Source organism: Dehalococcoidales bacterium (assembly GCA_035529395.1).
Lineage (GTDB): Bacteria > Chloroflexota > Dehalococcoidia > Dehalococcoidales > Fen-1064 > DUES01.
The window spans coordinates 1-17,190 of sequence record DATKWT010000060.1; the positions used below are offsets into that span (position 1 = coordinate 1).

Annotated in this window: 15 protein-coding genes; 6 read left to right on the forward strand and 9 right to left on the reverse strand. The window is 55.8% G+C overall.

Annotated elements, in window-relative coordinates; all coding sequences use genetic code 11:
* The first annotated feature begins 38 nt into the window (after positions 1–38).
* From VMW13_04120 to VMW13_04140, 5 genes are all read left to right on the forward strand, one after another.
* A complete protein-coding gene (locus VMW13_04120; protein ID HUV44000.1) occupies positions 39–461 on the forward strand; it encodes a hypothetical protein in 423 nt (140 codons plus the stop codon).
* 464 nt (positions 462–925) lie between these two features.
* Positions 926–1,375 (forward strand): hypothetical protein, encoded by a 450-nt coding sequence (locus VMW13_04125; GenBank protein ID HUV44001.1) that lies wholly within the window; start codon positions 926–928, stop codon positions 1,373–1,375.
* Positions 1,376–1,604: 229 nt separating this feature from the next.
* Complete coding sequence (locus VMW13_04130) at positions 1,605–2,735, forward strand: nitronate monooxygenase (protein ID HUV44002.1); 1,131 nt, start codon at positions 1,605–1,607, stop codon at positions 2,733–2,735.
* 100 nt (positions 2,736–2,835) lie between these two features.
* Positions 2,836–4,065, forward strand: coding sequence for an acyl-CoA dehydrogenase family protein (locus VMW13_04135; protein ID HUV44003.1), 1,230 nt, complete (start codon positions 2,836–2,838; stop codon positions 4,063–4,065).
* Between the two features lie 71 nt (positions 4,066–4,136).
* A complete protein-coding gene (locus VMW13_04140) occupies positions 4,137–5,288 on the forward strand; it encodes an acyl-CoA dehydrogenase family protein (GenBank protein ID HUV44004.1) in 1,152 nt (383 codons plus the stop codon).
* Between the two features lie 245 nt (positions 5,289–5,533).
* On the opposite strand, the gene VMW13_04145 is transcribed toward VMW13_04140, so the two are convergent.
* Genes VMW13_04145 through VMW13_04160 form a run of 4 tightly spaced genes read right to left on the reverse strand, consistent with a single transcriptional unit; the run spans position 5,534 to position 8,982 of the window.
* Entirely contained in the window at positions 5,534–6,325 is a 792-nt protein-coding gene (locus VMW13_04145) for a DUF169 domain-containing protein (protein HUV44005.1), read from the reverse strand.
* Positions 6,326–6,339: 14 nt separating this feature from the next.
* Positions 6,340–6,612 (reverse strand): hypothetical protein, encoded by a 273-nt coding sequence (locus tag VMW13_04150; protein HUV44006.1) that lies wholly within the window; start codon positions 6,610–6,612, stop codon positions 6,340–6,342.
* Positions 6,613–6,672: 60 nt separating this feature from the next.
* A complete protein-coding gene (locus tag VMW13_04155) occupies positions 6,673–7,503 on the reverse strand; it encodes an MBL fold metallo-hydrolase (protein ID HUV44007.1) in 831 nt (276 codons plus the stop codon).
* 39 nt (positions 7,504–7,542) lie between these two features.
* A complete protein-coding gene (locus VMW13_04160) occupies positions 7,543–8,982 on the reverse strand; it encodes a CoA-binding protein (GenBank protein ID HUV44008.1) in 1,440 nt (479 codons plus the stop codon).
* Between the two features lie 385 nt (positions 8,983–9,367).
* Here VMW13_04160 and VMW13_04165 point away from each other — a divergent pair, with 385 nt between their 5' ends.
* The gene (locus tag VMW13_04165) at positions 9,368–10,012 is read left to right on the forward strand and encodes a metallophosphoesterase (GenBank protein ID HUV44009.1); all 645 of its coding nucleotides are present in this window, start codon (positions 9,368–9,370) and stop codon (positions 10,010–10,012) included.
* Between the two features lie 18 nt (positions 10,013–10,030).
* Here the strand turns inward: VMW13_04165 and VMW13_04170 are convergent, their stop codons facing one another.
* From VMW13_04170 to VMW13_04190, 5 genes are all read right to left on the reverse strand, one after another.
* Positions 10,031–11,308 (reverse strand): MBL fold metallo-hydrolase, encoded by a 1,278-nt coding sequence (locus tag VMW13_04170; protein ID HUV44010.1) that lies wholly within the window; start codon positions 11,306–11,308, stop codon positions 10,031–10,033.
* 289 nt (positions 11,309–11,597) lie between these two features.
* Positions 11,598–13,148: a carboxylesterase/lipase family protein gene (locus VMW13_04175; GenBank protein ID HUV44011.1), complete on the reverse strand. Its 1,551-nt coding sequence runs from the start codon at positions 13,146–13,148 to the stop codon at positions 11,598–11,600.
* Positions 13,149–13,433: 285 nt separating this feature from the next.
* Positions 13,434–14,282, reverse strand: coding sequence for a hypothetical protein (locus tag VMW13_04180; GenBank protein ID HUV44012.1), 849 nt, complete (start codon positions 14,280–14,282; stop codon positions 13,434–13,436).
* A 1,039-nt stretch (positions 14,283–15,321) separates the two neighbouring features.
* The gene (locus VMW13_04185) at positions 15,322–15,738 is read right to left on the reverse strand and encodes an OB-fold domain-containing protein (protein HUV44013.1); all 417 of its coding nucleotides are present in this window, start codon (positions 15,736–15,738) and stop codon (positions 15,322–15,324) included.
* A gap of 4 nt (positions 15,739–15,742) precedes the next feature.
* Positions 15,743–17,005, reverse strand: a complete 1,263-nt coding sequence (locus VMW13_04190) for a hypothetical protein (protein ID HUV44014.1) — start codon at positions 17,003–17,005, stop codon at positions 15,743–15,745.
* Positions 17,006–17,190 lie beyond the last annotated feature (185 nt).

Genomic DNA, 17,190 nt, shown 5'->3' on the forward strand with positions numbered 1-17,190 from the left:
GTGCATCCCGATAGGTGCTGCTTTGTGGTCCGAATCCTATGAACAATAGCGGGAGTCTGCGTAACGCCCTTGGAGAACGAAATAGCAACCCGATACCGGCAGCAGCATCCCACGAAGAATCGGATACCTGTGAAATATACATGGACAAGGACAAAGCGATTAGGAGTGTCCTGAGGCATGCCGATGAGCTTGCCCACCTGTTCCTGGTCACCGATAGTGAGCTCCTGAAGCTGTACGGAGAAGAATTAGCGGCGATAGCCGGGCTGGAAAGGTCCGGTCAGCAAGAGGACGTGTGTCTCCGCTGCGGCGGCCAGTGTTGCCGTGACATCGGTTGTGAGCTATACGCCCCTCAGTTTGACCAGTGCCCCATCTATGAGTTCCGCCCGATTGCGTGCCGACTCCACTTCTGCCACCGTTTTGACGCCGCGGGTAGGTCTCTGGTTCTGGCACTAACAGGGTGATGAAAAAGGGGAGTCCAGAGGGAGCCCCCTCAGAAGGGGGGTGCCCCCTTATGGCAGGGGTGTCTGGGCGTCATTCTTACAGAATGACGTTAGCAGAATCCGAAACCAGATTCTGCCGGTGTCCCCCAGATATAATTTTTACCCCTTCCTGGCCAGGAAGGGGAAGGCGATCCAGATGGGCCGCACGGGGGTTGGTCGAAAGGGTTTTTCAGCAGCCTGCTAAGGAACATCTTCCTTGACAGCCTCACAGCCGTAGAATCCCGTACCGGTGAGGTATTGACGGCGCTGGACAGTTCACCCCTGGCCGGGTGCCTGCCGGAGTTTGTTGCTGCTGCCATTCCCTCTGCTGGGGCTGGACTCTGATAATGGCAGCGAGTTCATTAACCACTACCTGTTCAACTACTGCCAGGAGGAAGGGATTACTTTCACACGCTCCCGCTCCTACAAGAAGAATGACAATTGCCATGTCGAACAGAAAGCTTGCCCTTGAGCGCAGCGAAGGGACTTGGTCCGTGGTGAGACGGCTGGTGGGCTATGACCGTTATGACTCCAGAACTGCCCTTGAGGCGCTCAATCGTGTCTATGACCTTACCCGTCTCTACGTCAACTTCTTTCAGCCGGATATGAAGCTGGTCCATAAGAGCAGGCACGGAGCCAGGGTGCACAAATTCTATGATACTGCCCAGACGCCCTACCGGCGGTTGTTATCGGCAGGTATCCTCACTGAGGTCAAGCAACAGGAGCTGGCGGCAATGTACCATCGCCTCAACCCAGCCCTGCTATTGAGGCAAATCAACGAGAACCTGGAACGATTGTGGGGCATGGCAAGATACCCGGCCACTCAGCCAGGGAAAGGCAAAACCAAGGAGGCGTCGGTAACCGGAATTATGAGGCAACCACTAACCGTTCGGTAACAGTTTCTTTTGACGCAACACGTAGTGGAGGCCAAACCCTACTACAGGATTCTCAACAGGCTAATATCCTGCCAGTATACCGGTACAGATAATGCCATCTAAATCTGTTATACTGTCTTCAATCCAAGACCGCGCTGGATGCAGCCAGGGGCAATAAAGGGAGTATCTTGAGCATATTGTCGGGAGTAAGAAGCAGGCTATTCATCGATATTGCATAAAAGGATGGGAGATGGTAAATAGCACTATACGGACGGAGTTATGCGACATGCTGGGTATAAAATACCCGATTATTCAGGCTGGTATGGGACCTTTCAGCACCAATCGGCTTGCCGGCGTGTCAGCAAATGCCGGGGCACTGGGGATTGTCAGTACCAGTGGTTTCGGCTATCTGAGGGGCAGCGCTGCTCAAATGGAAACAGGAGCAGCGCAAGTAGTCAAGTCACTCACCGATGACCGGGGTGGTACCTGGCAGGAGCAATTAAAGCGAGCTTTACGTCGGGTAGAGGAATCATGCCGGGAAGCAAAGGGAATCTTTGGCATCAATGTTATGGTATCTTCTGAAGTAGCAGAGTTCGCCCGCGAGGTAATCAGAACAACAATCGAACTAAGAGAAGAAGACCCGGAGATGAAAGGCAGATTGCGGGTGATAATCACCTCGGCGGGCGACCCTCTTCCTATGACAGACGTAATCAAACCCTCAGGGGTCAAGTGGTTTCACGTGGTACCCTCGGTCCGCCATGCTCTCAGGGCTGAGCGGGCTGGAGTTGATGCCGTAATTTCGTCCGGCCAGGAGGGTGGAGGTCATGTTGCCTGGGAACCGGTGCATACTATAGTCTTACTGCCGGCAATAGTAAGGGCCGTAAACATTCCTGTCATTGGTGCCGGTGGGTTTGGTACCGGCGCTTCACTGATAGCTGCCCTTGCCCTGGGCGCAGTAGGGGTTCAGATGGGCACAAGATTCCTGGCCACGAAAGAGAGCGAGTTTCACCCGGTGCACAAGGACTACATCTTGAAAGGTAACGAACGGGATACAATAGTAGCCAGGGGTGTTGTGGGTCCGTTGAGATGGATAAAAAATGAGGCGGCTGTGGATTTTACGCGGCTTACTGTGGAAAAAGCCCCCGGAGTATTCCTCGGTGAGCCGGAAGACCTTGCTGATGTTGCCCGTGAAGTTCGCGCCAAAGAGGACGAGGGCTGGGATGCGCAGTTCCTCGGTGATGGACCTAAAGCCCTGATGCCCGGGGGAGAAGTGGCGGGGCTTGTAGACGACATTCCTTCGGTGAAGGAGCTTGTCGAACGAATTATGAAGGAGGCAGAAGACGTCCTCGTGAATCTGCCTCAGAAATATCTCAAGGACTAGGAGTGTGGTTGCGTTGTACTTCTGCAAAGGGAGCAGGCAACAATAGAAACCTGGTTTGCTCACGACACAATAGAGCAAACAAGAAGTAGAGGCGATAACATTGGACTTCAAAGTAGAGACACCGGAACCGGTTGATACAGATACGGAGAATGGCAGGAAGTTCAGACAGGAGGTCCGGGATTTCCTGGACAAGGAGTTGACCGACGATGTTATCCGGGAGCGTGCGCTAAATCGTGACCTCCCTTATGATACGCCTCCTCTCGTCCGGGAGTTTAACCGTAAGCTTGGTGCCAGGGGGTGGCTATCTCCACAAGCTCCCGACTGGCCTGAAGAGTACGGAGGGGTAGAACGCTCCGAGGTAGAGAGACGTGTCCTTGCTGAAGAGATGACAGCTCGGGGGATTGGTTGGGGAAGTGGATACGGCGGAATACAGGGCGCCGTCATCATACGACGTGGCAGCGAAGAGATGAAGAGGGAATTTCTGCCCAGGATTGCCCGGGGGGAGATTAGCTTTGCCCTGGGTTATACCGAGCCCAATGCCGGGACCGACCTGGCATCACTGGAAATGCGCGCCGTACGGGATGGTGATGATTACATTATCAACGGGCAGAAGGTATACAGTAGCTTTGCACATATAACAACACACCACTGGCTTGCAGCCAGGACCGACCCCGATGTCCCGAAACATAGGGGGATATCCCTTTTCGTAGTGGACTTTGCTACCCCGGGTATTACCATACGGCCTTTGTGGACGATGAGCGGGGACAGAACAAACGAGGTCTTCTATGATGATGTGCGGGTTCCTGCCAGAAACCTGGTAGGAGAGGAAAACAATGGTTGGAGCTACATCAGAGAGGCTCTGGGTGTTGAGAGAATAGGAATGGGGGGCGGTGTAGTAGGCGAAGGTCGCAGGACTATTCTGACAGACCTGATTGAATACGCTAATGAGACAGAGCGTGGCGGAAAGCCTCTGTCTGAAGACCCTAATGTGCGTCAGAGCCTGGCACAGCTTGCTATTGAGACCAGCATAAGACGCCTGTTTAGTTATCGTACATCATGGTTGATGAGGAAAGGAGACATTCCCGAGGTAGAAGCGGCAATGTCCAAGGTCTGGGGAAATGAATTTGACCAGAGAATCGGGCAAATTGGCACGCAGATAATGGGTCTCTATGGACAACTCGAAGCTGGCTCCAGGTGGGTACCGATAAATGGAAGTGTAGAGCATCGCCATCTGTTTGCAGTCCACCTCAGTTACGGTGGCGGTTCTCACGAACTCATGAGGAGCCTCATGGCAACCAGGGGTATGGGACTGCCCCGGGAACCCCGTTAAGTCACGATAACCAGCCATTGATAAGATTGGCCAGGTAGAGAACCGGGATTTGTTATTAGAGGACGGTAACCATGGATTTTGATCTGAATGAAGAACAGGAAATGCTCAAGACCGCGGCACGTGATTTCCTGAGTAAGGAATGCCCGAAGGCGATGGTAAAGGAAATGGCGCAGGATGAAAGGGGCTATCCCCCCGAGCTATGGCACAAGATAACGGAGCTGGGATGGCCGGGCCTGGTATTTCCGGAGCAGTATGGAGGTTCCGGAGGGGGATTCCTGGACCTGACCGTGCTTGTCGAAGAAATGGGCCGCGCCTGTTTGCCCGTACCATTCTTTTCTACAGTTGTTCTGGCTGGTCTATTTATCCTGAACGCAGGGTCCGAGGAGCAAAAACAGGGCCTGCTGACCAGGGTGACCCAGGGAGAGGTTATTCTTACCCTGGCACTAACCGAACCGACTGCCGGTTATGATGCCGCTTCAGTGGAGGTTGAAGCCGCAGATGATAACGGTGACTATATTATTAACGGCACCAAGCTCTTCATCCCTGATGCCCATATAGCTGACTATCTGATATGCATTGCCAGGACCGAAAAGGGCGCAGTGCCGGAGGAGGGAATCACCGCCTTTCTGGTGGATGCGAAGAGCCCGGGCATCAGTTGCACCGTGCTGAAGACTATTGCCGGCGACAAGCTCTGTGAGGTCGTCTTTGATAATGTAAGAGTGCCCCATAAGAACATCGTGGGGGAGTTGAATCAGGGTTGGGCTCCGGTGGCAAAGACCATGCAGCAGGCAACAGTGGCCAAGTGTGCCGAGATGGTCGGGGGGGCTCAACAGGTCCTGGAGATGTCTGCCGAGTACACGAAGGAGAGAATTGTATTCGGACGTCAACTGGGCAGCTTTCCGGTCATTCAGCACCACATTGCCAATATGATGATAGACGTTGACAGTTGTCGATTCTTAACCTATGAAGCAGCCTGGAAGCTGAGTGAGGGCCTCTCCTGTGAGGTGGAAACACACATGGCGAAGGCCTGGGCAAGTGAGGCTTATCAACGGGTTGCCGCCCTGGGTCAGCAGATTTTCGGAGGTGTCGGTTTTATACAGGACCATGACATGCCTTTGTATTTCAGGCGGGCTAAAGCGGCAGAGTCTACCCTGGGCGATAGCTATTACCACCGTGAGCAGTTGGCCCAATTACTGACTCGCGCAGAATCTTCGGCAAGTTGATATACTGAATCCTGGACCGGAGGACGTGCTACCGGACTGTCCGTATTCAGACACTCGCTAGTACTCAGTTGCAGACATACAGCTGGTATGTTCCGATGGACGAGACCCTTCGGCTTCGGCCTGCTGGCAAAGCCAGCAGGTAATCTCAGGGTGACACGCCGTTGACATGTCATTCTTAGCCGGGACTCCGAGCGGAGCGAGGAGGCACAGAATCTGAATGTTGCGCGGATTTGTGCAACTAGATACTAGTCTTCCTCGAGCAGATGGGCTCTCATCTCGGCGTATCCCGGCGGGTGCTGTGAATTGTACCGCATAGAAGTGGGTACCGGATAACGGAAGACCCCGGTCCTGTATCCACTCTCCAGACCCTTAACAGTCTGCTCTATCCTGGTGGCCGGTATCGAGAAGGCACACTCGTAGTCCTGGGTATGCGGTACCAACCTTTCCCCGGTGCCAACCAGGACGAACTTGGCATCGCCCGACTGTATTGTCCGCGTAATATGGCTGGTGCATCCCGACCCTGTGGTCAGAGTAACATCAAGGCCTCCCCGCGTGCCGGTCCCGGTGAGATAGCCATTGAGCAAGACCCATATCTGGGCCGGATTTCCGTAGACCATGATAACGTGCGGCTCAAAAGTAGCTTTTTCCACGGGAGCCATGAGCACGTGACTGTACTTGCCGTAATCGAACCTGGGCATATTGGCAATGGCCGCCGCTGCCGCATCCTGTGTCTGTCCCCACAGGCCGAGAGACGCCTGGAAGCTGCCGTCAACCACGTCCGGCTTGATGGGCAGGAATCCCATGCTTATCCCGGCCACGTAGCAGGTCTGGTATTTATCGACGGCCATTGTCCAGCCGTAACGCCGCGCCATGGCAATGGCATGACACAGGGATATGTCCAGGCCGAGGTCCCGCTGAGGTATCCGGACCTTCTCGGGAAGCTCCTCGGCGGACTCGCACATCCTGATTGCCACGGGAAAACTCAGTGGACGTATGTGGGAATTCAGTGCCTCACTTACCTGTTTCAGGTCTACCATATTCTGCCCTCCTTTCAGAACACCTGCATACAATATTGTACGATACCATCCCTGAGAGAGACAACGAATGTCACCTTCCGACCCTCCAGAAGGTGTTTCTCCGATTCCGCCCTTAGTCTCCTCAGGTCAGCCGTCTCCAGGAAGAGCCTCAGGGTCTCTGCCCTGTCCATCAACTCTTCACTCGGTGCCTCAGTCGACAGCAACTCCTGCGCTGCCCGTTCGTGTTCCCGTCTGGCTGCTGTCTCAATACAACTGGAAAGATCCGGGACAAGCTCAATCTGACGCATATTATGTCACTCCGTTTTACAGGCGCGGGACGACCAATCGGCCAGGATTGGTTGAACCTGTCAGGGCAGGCTGAACCTGGTGCCCGCGTTGTTAAGGAAGAAAATATCGCTGAATTCTTGTGCCAGCCGGGCCGCAGCAAAGAACCCGGTGCAGTGGGAGACGTCCAGTTTCTGTATCCCCATCTCCCTGAGGTCGGCCACGGTCCTGGCGAGCCGTTCTTCCGAAGCCGATACCAGGTGAGTACCACCGATAACGGCATAGACATTCTCTTTCCCGGTGATGTTCCGGGCATGGCGCAGGATATTGATAATGCCCCGGTGTGCGCAGCCCAGAATAACAACGAGTCCGAAGTCTGTATCAATCACCAGGGACAGGTCATCGGCCAGCGGGTCCGGTTTCAGTTTACCGCCCTCTCTGACCCACAGGTTACTATCGATTTCTTCGTAGTCGGTAACCATCGGGACCTCCCCGGTGGTCATGATACGGTCCGTGATGTGGACCGGCTCTCTTGACAGGTTAAACCGGGCACCCAGGTTCTCCAGTTCCTCACGGGAAAAGGGTATACCAATGTCCCGCAGTGTTTCCTGATTACGTCCGGCGCATTTCTCCGCGAAGATGTCAGGATGAGCAACTATCTCAACCTCTCCCGTCTCAGCCAGCACCTCGACCAGCCCCCCGGTGTGGTCGGCGTGACCATGACTGAGCACTATCCGGTCAACTCCGGACAGATCGACACCGAGCACCCGGGCATTGTGCGTCGCAGAGAAGCTCAGACCGGTGTCCATCAGGACTCTCGTCCCTTCGGTTTCAACCAGAATACTCAGTCCCCACTCGCCGATACACCCATAGTTGGCCGTGTTTTCACTCAGTGTAGTAATATCGATTTTCATCCTGTCACTCCTTTCCGCGGTTAGTTATCACGCGGTCTCTTATATATTAGTCCGCAGTTGGTCCTTGCGAATGTGATAGTTGATAAGCCGGCTCACTGCCCTGGCAGCGGCATCAATCGTGGGGAATACAGGTATCCCCGCTTCAAGAAGTTTCTGCCTGGCTTCGAGCACGGCAGCGACAGCCTCTACCTGTTCGCCGGGGTACAGGACAGCCACTAGCGGCTTTTTAAGTGTCCTGGCGGTATCGGCCAGGACCTCTACAGCCTTCACCAGGCCCTCTTTCATCTGGGACTGGCGCCTGCCGTAGATATCCACTGCTATGTGGGTCATGATGAAATCAATCTCCGGGTCGCCGTCCACAATACTCAGCCCCTTCGCGTAGAAATCGGCCACTCCGTCAAAACCCAGCGTGGTCTCCACCGGATTCCTGACACCGGCACCGGCTTCAGGGATAACCTTTACCAGTTCCTTCCTTGTACCTGAACGGAAAGGCGGTACCTTGAGACCGGCATTCTCACAGGTATCGGTAGCGATAACGCCAATGCCACCACCTCTCCCCACAATGCCGACCCGCCGACCATCGGGACACTGCATGTACCGCAGGGCCAGTATCACATCCGCAATCCCTTCCAGTGTATCTACCTGTATCGCCCCGGTCTGCCTGAAAAAGGCCTCCCAGGTTGACTTCGACCCCGCGAGAGCAGAGGTGTGCGAGGCGGCCGCTCCGGCTCCGCTCTCGGTCAATCCTGCCTTCAGGATGATGACCGGCTTTGTCGCCAGGCATTCTCTCACTGCTTCCATGAACCTGCGCCCGTCCCGGACACCTTCGATATAGCAGGTAACAATCGCCGTCTCTGCATCACCTGCCAGGTATTCCAGGAAATCCGGAGCATCCAGGTCTACGGCGTTACCATAGCTGACCACCTTACTGAAATGAATGCCCCTGTTGTTAGCCAGCTGGACAAAACGGGTACTCCCGGCGCCTGACTGGGAGACAAAAGCAACATCGCCCGGTTCCCTGGAGAAGAGTGGATTGAAGGTCAGACCTGCGGCGGGATTGTAGATACCCATGCAGTTCGGACCGATGATGCGCACGCCACCGGCCCTGGCAATGGCAATGACGTGCTCCTGCAAGGCCTTCGCCTCTTCCTTACCGGTCTCGCTGAAACCGGCCGTAAAGATATGGGCCACCTTGACATGCCTGGCCGCGCAGTCCTCCATTATCCGGGGGGCTAATCGTGCCGGAATGTTGAATATGGCATAGTCGACTTCACCGGGGATGTCCCTTACCGTGGGATAGGCTTTCAGTCCTGCTATTTCCGTCGCCCGGGGATTCACCGGATAAATACGACCGCCGTAGCCAAAGCTCAGCAGCCTTTCTACCCAGCCCATTGCCGATTGACTGGTTGAAGCACCAACAACGGCAATGGACCCGGGATGGAAGATATCATCCAGTGGGTGAGGCACCGCTGAAGACAACGGCCGTATCTCCTTTGTCGCAGTAACAGTCCTGCACAGGGTATCCACCACATCTGCCACCACGCAGCCAATGCTCACTCTAGTCTGTTGGCTTATCCTTGTCAAGGCTATGTTGTGCGGTGTCCGGTACATTAGGAGCGTGCTGAAAAACCTTTTCGACCCCCCTGACCCCCCTTCCTAGCCAGGAAGAGCCTTCCTACCGAGGAAGGGGGGAAATATTTTACCTGGGGGACACCGGCAGAATCTGGTTTCGGATTCTGCTAACGTCATTCTGTAAGAAAGACGCCCAGACACCCCTGCCATAAGGGGGCGCCCCTCAGAAGGGGCGGGCTCCCTCTGGACTCCCCTTTTTCAACACCCTGCCGGAGAAAGGAGTGATATCTATATGTGTAGGAAGCAGGCTTTGCCTGCTTCCTACACAAGGAGAATATTTCCCCTCCCTTCTCTGAACAAGAGCAGGCTGCCGGACTGGCCGGTGTGCTATGATAACCACGGGCAATACCTCATTACATTTTCATCTGTGAGGTGGCTGGTAGAGTTGTCGCGAATACTGGTGATATCCGATACCCACTTTCGCTCGACAGGGGCATTATCCCCGGGGCTCCTGCGAGCGATAGAAGAGGCAGAATACGTGGTCCACTGTGGCGACTTCGTTAGCAGGACAGTAATCAATGAGCTACGGCGACTGTCCCGCCATTTCATCGGTGTCTACGGGAACGCCGACCCCGATGACGTAAGGCGCATGCTGCCAGCAGAGACCACGTTCTCATTCGGGGGGAAGAAAATAGCTGTGATACATCCCTACTGGGGTGGTGACGGGTACCGTCTGGAGGAGGAGCTTACTACCCGCTATCCCCGGGCCGATGTTATCCTGTTCGGCCATACCCACGTGCCCTACAACCTGATGATGAATGGCACGCTGCTGCTCAACCCGGGCCAGGCGTATGCTTCCTTCATGGTATCGGCATCGGTCGGCATCCTGACCATCAATGAGGATGGGGTTAGCGCCGAGATTCTAAACGTGGACTGATATAGAACACGGCAAATGCTACGCAATCCGCTTCAGTGCCGCCAGTGTTGACTCTGCTAACTGACGCATATCCCCGGGTGCGGTTTCATCGTCTCTCAACCTGGCCAGAGTATCCCTGAGTCGTTTTCTTCTCTGTTTTCTGTCCTGTTCTACCAGCGGACCGCCGCCGCTCTGTTCTCTGTATATCCGGACCAGAAGTCCGGTTATCTCTTCCGGTGTGTACCCCAGGTCTCTCCACACCGACAGTTCACTGGTAAAATTGGTATACCCCTGCTCCCTGATAGCGGATACCTTCGGAGCCAGCTCGTCCGACTTCAGGATAGCTGTGCTCGCATTCATAGAGTAACCGAATCCTACGAGGAGGTCACGGTCAGCCAGCAGGCTACCGGGGATGAGCCTGCTACCCAGGAATTCCTCGCCGTGGCCGGGTTCTACCCGGACCAGGGAGAAACCTCGCTTGAGTGCTTCCTTTGCCTGTGAGTCCTGCACCCGAGGATCCCTGCGGAACATGCCTCCACCCGATAACATGCCCCTTATCTGGCGAAGGCCGTACCTCACCTGCCGGGAAATATCCTTCACTCCCCGGTAGAACATCGGTCCTTTCATCAACCAGAGGTCGCCGGAGAACACGATGTCATCCGTTGGCCGATAGCCGTCCTGCGTCTTCTCCTGTCTGTGCGGGTTACCCCGCGGTGAATACAGGACGACTACCTGGTCAGGACTGTGCATCTGCTCAGCATCGGGACAGGCCAGAATTTGCAGCCTGCCCACTTCTCCCAATGCTATCGGTTCAACCAGACCTGGAAAATCCACCCCACCGATATTCACCGGACCGGGGCCACTGGAAGGTTCAAGGTACTCGATGTTACATTCCCTGAGCCGGGACGGATTGAAACCACCCAGCCAGCGCCGCTCCTCGTGGCCGATAGTGCCTTCAACGAAATGCCTGAAGTTGGCGTGTACCATGATTTTGGCCCCGGAGGCCCCGGCCAGCAGGTAGGCCAGCCCGCAGTGGTCAGGATGACGGTGGGTGATGATTATCCTCTCGATACCGGCGGGCTCGATACCGTTCTCGACAAGCATGGGCAGCATCCTGTCCTGGTACCGCGAGTCACCGGCATCTACGAAGGTGTGTTTCCTGACTCCATCCTGCGTATAGCTCAATGCGAAAATATTCGCGCCGTAGCGAAAGAAAAAACCTGTCAGGTCGGTATCGCCATCACTCAACCGCTCCTTCGAAATTGCATAGGGTTCCCCACCCGTCCGTCTGGTAAATGTATGACTGTTTCCGCTCATCTCTATCTCTTTCCAACCTTTATATGGGCCGGGTTTTTGAATCCATTCTTTGCCAACTGTTGATATCGCTATAATTACACTTTAGGTAGTTGCGGTCGCTGCTGTCAAGAGAACCGTTCGCAACCACCACGTGAATGCCGGTGAGTAATGCAGATACTCAGAACAGAATGAAGAACACCCGGGTAAGACGGCCCACTATCCGTTCAATGTTGTATAGAACCGAGCCAGTAGCTATCTCAGGGGAGGCACATTATGCGCCACCGAGACTCACATTCTCAGCGTACCCGGCTCACCCCCACCTGAATACGCTGTCCGGAGCGGAATCCCAGATAAGGCGCTCCTCCTCAAGGGGGGCTTCTTCGACCCCGCACTTCTTCCCGAGTATCATCGTTTCCCGGCGGTCACCGTAGACCAGCCACTTCCCCAGGCCCTGGCAACTGGGGTTGCCGGTGCGGGCAAAGGCCAGCCAGGCATCCTGCATATTTCTCGACAACTCATCAGCCGCCGGTCCGGAGCCGAAGAACTCGGTCCCGTGGGCACCCCAGAGGAAACCGAGGTCCATTGCGTGACAGGCCCCAAACATGCCGTCCCCGATTGGTGATTTCCAGTTGAGAAGGTAACAATACCCCGGATTGCCGCGACTCACCTGCGCTTCCAGTGTCCGGATTGTAGGAATCCAGAACATCCGTGCGGTCATCACGGCAAGGAAGATTTCGGTGGGAGTAGTGGGCACACCACGCCCGGTGAGTACATGCTGGTAGGCTTCCACGGTCTCCGTCATGTCCCAGGAAGACATCATCCTCCGGAAACGACCGAACATATGACCCTCAACGAGGTCCACTATTGCCGGGTCAAATATCTGCCACAGCCGCCATTCATCCGATATCGTTCCCGCCATGACCGGAATCCCATCAGCCGAACCTGCCTTGATACTATCAATCGGCAGTTCGGAGAATATCCGGCCATCTATTACGGGCAGGGGACCCCGGATGTCCTTGGGAGCCGGGAGCGTCTTCACGTAGGTCCTGAGCACCTGCTCCATGGTCAACGCCCGCAGGGCATCAACGTCACTCCCGCTGATACCAAGTATACCAAGGAAGTACTCGGCATACTGGCTGGCTTCGTCCCGCTGGTTCAGGAAGTGAGCCGAGCCGCTCTGGGAAATTGCCTTGTGGAAGAGGCCTTTTGCTGCCGACATTCCAAGCAACGCACAGACACTTCCACCACCGGCCGACTCACCGAAGATGGTCACGTTGCCGGGGTCACCACCGAAGGCACTGATGTTGTCGCGTACCCACTTCAGAGCGGCCAACTGGTCAAGCATCCCCTCGTTACCCGACGACGGTATCCTGCCGCCGGTGACCTCATTCAGCCTCAGGAAGCCGAAGACATTGACCCGGTAGTTAATCGTAACCACCACTACGTCGTCACGTCCGGCAAACACGCCGCCATCGTACATCGGTGACGACCCGCTACCGCCGGTGAAACCGCCACCATGAATCCAGAACATCACCGGTCGTCGGGCGTTATCAAGGCCGGGAGTCCAGACATTGAGATAGAGGCAGTCCTCGTTTGCGGCCGGTTGTGTGCCCAGGCTGGTGTCAACATTGAACCCGGTCTGGAGAGGGTTTTGCGAGTTCGGCGGAGCGATTATCTGTGGAGCGGCAGGGCCAAAGGCCATGGTCTCTTTCACACCGGACCACGGCTGCAGCGGCTCCGGAGGAAGCCAGCGTCGCTCGCCCACAGGAGGGGTGGCGAATGGTATTCCCAGGAATACGTTGAGTCCGTCTTTCTGAAAGCCTTCCACCTTGCCGGCAGTTGTCTTTGCCACTGGATTCATCCGGCTCTCCTTTCTCCTGTGAAACGTGGTTGACGTACAGGAGGCAGCAGTTGATTCTATCCAATAGTAGCGCCAGCAGCGAGCGGCGTCAACGTCGCGTACTCGTCCGGTGGACTAGTGACAGATAGGATAAATGGCGACAAACCAGATAATATGAAATGAAGGGAAACAATTCGAGGCTAACCGTGCGTGAATTGTTCCTAGAGTTATGTCTAGTAGTCAACGGGGACCCCGTGCCGCAAATCACAGGGCACGGGGTCCCTTGGCACCATCAGAGAGGTAGCACTACCGGAACTTAAGCGTACTGCATATCTCTTCGTACTGGTCCGGGTCTGTCGTCGCGTAGATAGGCATGTTCCAAACGCTGACAACAACGGCGTTTCCGTCCCCCAGGTCCACGCGAATCGAGAACATGTCTAAACCGACTCCGTCTAAAGTCCACGTGGACCAGACGCCGTTGGTCGTGGAGCTATCGGGGAGTGTTATCTCCTTCTCTTCGACAAGCACGAAATCAGTCATGTCAGAGAGAGCCTCTGTCAACGTGCCTACCAGCGCGCCGATGGTCACAGTCAGACCCGGGATGCCCATCCCGGCGGCTGCTGTGTGTACCTCTCCCGCGTCGGCGTTCGCCGCGCCCTCAGCCCAATCGGCCGGGTACTGTACGGTGAAATTATAGTCCGCATTCGTGTACTTGTTGTAGTCATATGACGTCAGGATGTCCCCGGCAATCAGCACGTCAAGCTGCTTCTGCGCTGCGGCCAGGTCGGCCTTGGCCTTGTCGGCAGCGCTCTGGGCGGACGAAAGCGCGCTCGCCGCCGACTTGGCGTCACTCAGCGCCTCGTCACGCTCTGCGGTTACCGTTTCCAGTTCATCCTGGGCTGCGGCAAGTTCAGTTTGCGCGGCAGAAAGGTCGCTCTGGGCTTTGGACAGGTCGCTCTCGGCACTGTCAAGGTCACTCTCGGCACTGTCGAGTTGGCTCTGCAGTGAGGACGCCTGCGCCTTAGCTGCGTCAGCTTCAGCCCTGGCAGCATCCAGATCCTCCTGCGGTACACCACCACCACCACACCCGGCCAGCAGCGAGGTCACCAGTAATACCACCACTCCAGTTAGTACTTTTACCTTTATTCCCGTCATGGTCAGCCCTCCTCCGGGTTATTCTTACGCAGGGTCAGGCCGGCTGCCTCCGAGTGGCAACCGTTAGCCCGAGTCCGAGTCAGAGCTTGTGCCTACCGGCACACTACGCCTGCGCTCCTGTATCATATTCCGCTTCGGCAGGTTTGTCAATACCTCTGCGGACTGTGCCTGTCCCCGTACGCTCAATACTTGCACGACGCATACAGAGAAGGAGAGATGCCTCACAAAGGGAACGGAACAGAGGGCACTAGGACGAACGTGGAGAACCTGGTGCGAGCCCGGTGCCGGCCCGCCGGTGTAGGCCTGCACTGGCAGGCCTGCCAGTGCAGGGAGTATATGACCGTCAGGAGGACTTGCCCCGGGCAATCATCTCCAAAAATACACAGACACAGTCCCTGTCATTCTAGTCATCCGTCTCACAATTGACTTGACCACGCAGGCTGCCATCGCCAGACCGGCAAAGCCGTATCGCCGTATACGAGACGCCGCGCCAGTTGTCATCCTGAGCGAAGCGAATGGACCTCGGGGTGGTGGCTAATGGGTTCTCCTTCCCCACCCCGGATTCTTCGTCGTCCTTCGGGTTATTGAGAGGACGGACTCCTCCAGAATGACAACGTGGATTGTAATGCCATATACGAGACACTACACTAGTTGCACAAATCCGCGCAACATTTAGATTGCTTCGGTGTCTCTTCGCTTTGCTCAGAGCCCCGGCTCGCAATGACATGTGAACAGGGTGAGACCCTTCGCTATGCTAAGGGTCTCACCTTGCCGAACATACCAGCCAACTGAGTGCTAGTCTAGTGTCTCACAATTGACTTGACAACGCAGGCTGCCATCGCCAGACCGGCAAAGCCGTATCGCCGTATGCGAGACGCCGCGCCAGTTGTCATCCTGAGCGAAGCGAATGGACCTCGTGGTGGTGGGTAATGGGTTCTCCTTCCCCACCCCGGATTCTTCGTCGTCCTTCGGGTTATTGAGAGGACGGACTCCTCCAGAATGACAACGTGGATTGTAATGCCATATACGAGACACTACACTAGACAGGCTTGAATGCCGGGAAGGTGTGCATCTTCTCAGCTTCGCCGCGGTGCAGGAATTCCACGGTAACCGGAGTGCCGACCTTGATGGTCTCCGGGTTGGTGTTATCAAAACCCTCGATACGGGCGTCGATTCTCACTCCCTCTTCAAGCTGGACAACCCCCGAGCAGTAGGGGTTATTCCGGTCAAAGCCCTCTTCCGCCATGAAGGCGGGACCAATACCGATACAGGTAAAGGCAGCCAGTTTGCCCTTGCCCGTCATCTCCACCCACTCCATTTCATTACCATGGCACCGGGTACATATCGGGCGCGGCGGCAGGTAGAGGGTCCGGCACTTCCGGCACCGGCAGCCCATGACTTTCTCTTCGTTGAGGAACTGCTGGTAGCTTCTATCGGTGAAAGGCCTTTCCTCCATTATCCTATCTCCTTTCCAGAATGGTGAAGGTACAGGTCCCACCGGTACCGCCAAGGTTGTGGGCAGCCCCAATCCGCAGGTCCCTGACAGGAAGCTGCCTTTCTCCGGCTTCGCCCCTGAGCTGCTTCCAGACCTCCAGTAGCTGTCCGACTCCGGTGGCCCCGACCGGATGGCCCTTGCACTTCAGCCCACCGGAGGTATTTATCGGTTTGGAACCGTCACGCGCCGTCAGGCCGGCCTCCACGGCCTTGTACCCCTCGCCGGGCTTGAAGAAGCCGAGGTCTTCCATGTGGACAATCTCGGCAATAGAGAAGCAGTCATGTACCTCACTGAACTGGATATCATCCGGTGTGAGCCCGGACATCCCGTAGGCTTCCTGCGCCGCATACCTGGTAGCTTCAAAGTAGGTAATATCCGGAGAAGCGTGCAGACCCCGCCCGCTGCCCTGCCCTATACCGGCAACGTACAGGGGATTGTCGGTGAAGTTTCTGGCAATATCGGCGGCCACCAGTATCATACAGGCAGCGCCATCGCTGATGGGGCAGCAGTCATAGAGTTTCATCGGCCAGGCTACCGTTGGATTGGCCTTATCATCACGAAGGAATTCTTTCTCGTCCTGCCAGGTGGGTACCGGTTGGCCCCGTTCCCTGGCCCGCTCGATACGCGCCGCCATTATCTCGCGGATTGTCTGCCTGAACTGTCCCTTCGGGTTCAATGGTGCGTTTTTGTGGCTCTTGATAGTCACATTCATGAGGTGTTCACGCGTAGCACCGTACTTACTGAAGTAGGCCGTGGCAATCGCCCCGAAGACCCCCGGAAAGGTGAACCCGACGTTTCCCTCGTAGGGAGTGGTCGCCAGTGCCAGGCCTTCGGTAACTTCCCCGGTGGTCCTCTTGGACATATCTTCTACCCCACCGACGAGAACGATGTCGTAGAACCCGGAGGCGATGGCAAAGACCCCCTCCCGGAAGGACAGAGCACTGGAAGCACACGCCCCTTCCGTCCTCGTTGCCGGTTTGGGAACCAGACCGATAATATCGGAGATTATCGGCCCCCAGTGTCCCTGGTGAACGAAGAAGTCATTGGTGAAGTTGCCCAGATAGAGAGCATCGATATCATTGGGGTCCATCCCCTTATCTACCGAGGCAAGCGCTTCATTGTAGGCTTCAACGAACAGGTCCTTTGAGTTCTTATCGGGAAACATGCCGAATTTTGACATTCCGGCACCGATTACGGCCACTTCCCTGGCAAGTTGTCTTCGCTTCATTTCGTACTCCCAGTAATTTCTCTGCCGGTCGCTGGAAGGTAAACAGCGCTGAAAGCCAGTTCTAGCAGGGTGCTGAAAAACCCTTTCGACCAACCCCCGTGCGGCCCATCTGGGCCGCCTCCCCCTTCCTAGTGTAGTGTCTTACAAATGCCTTTACAGTCCCTGTCATTCTAGCAAGCCTATGA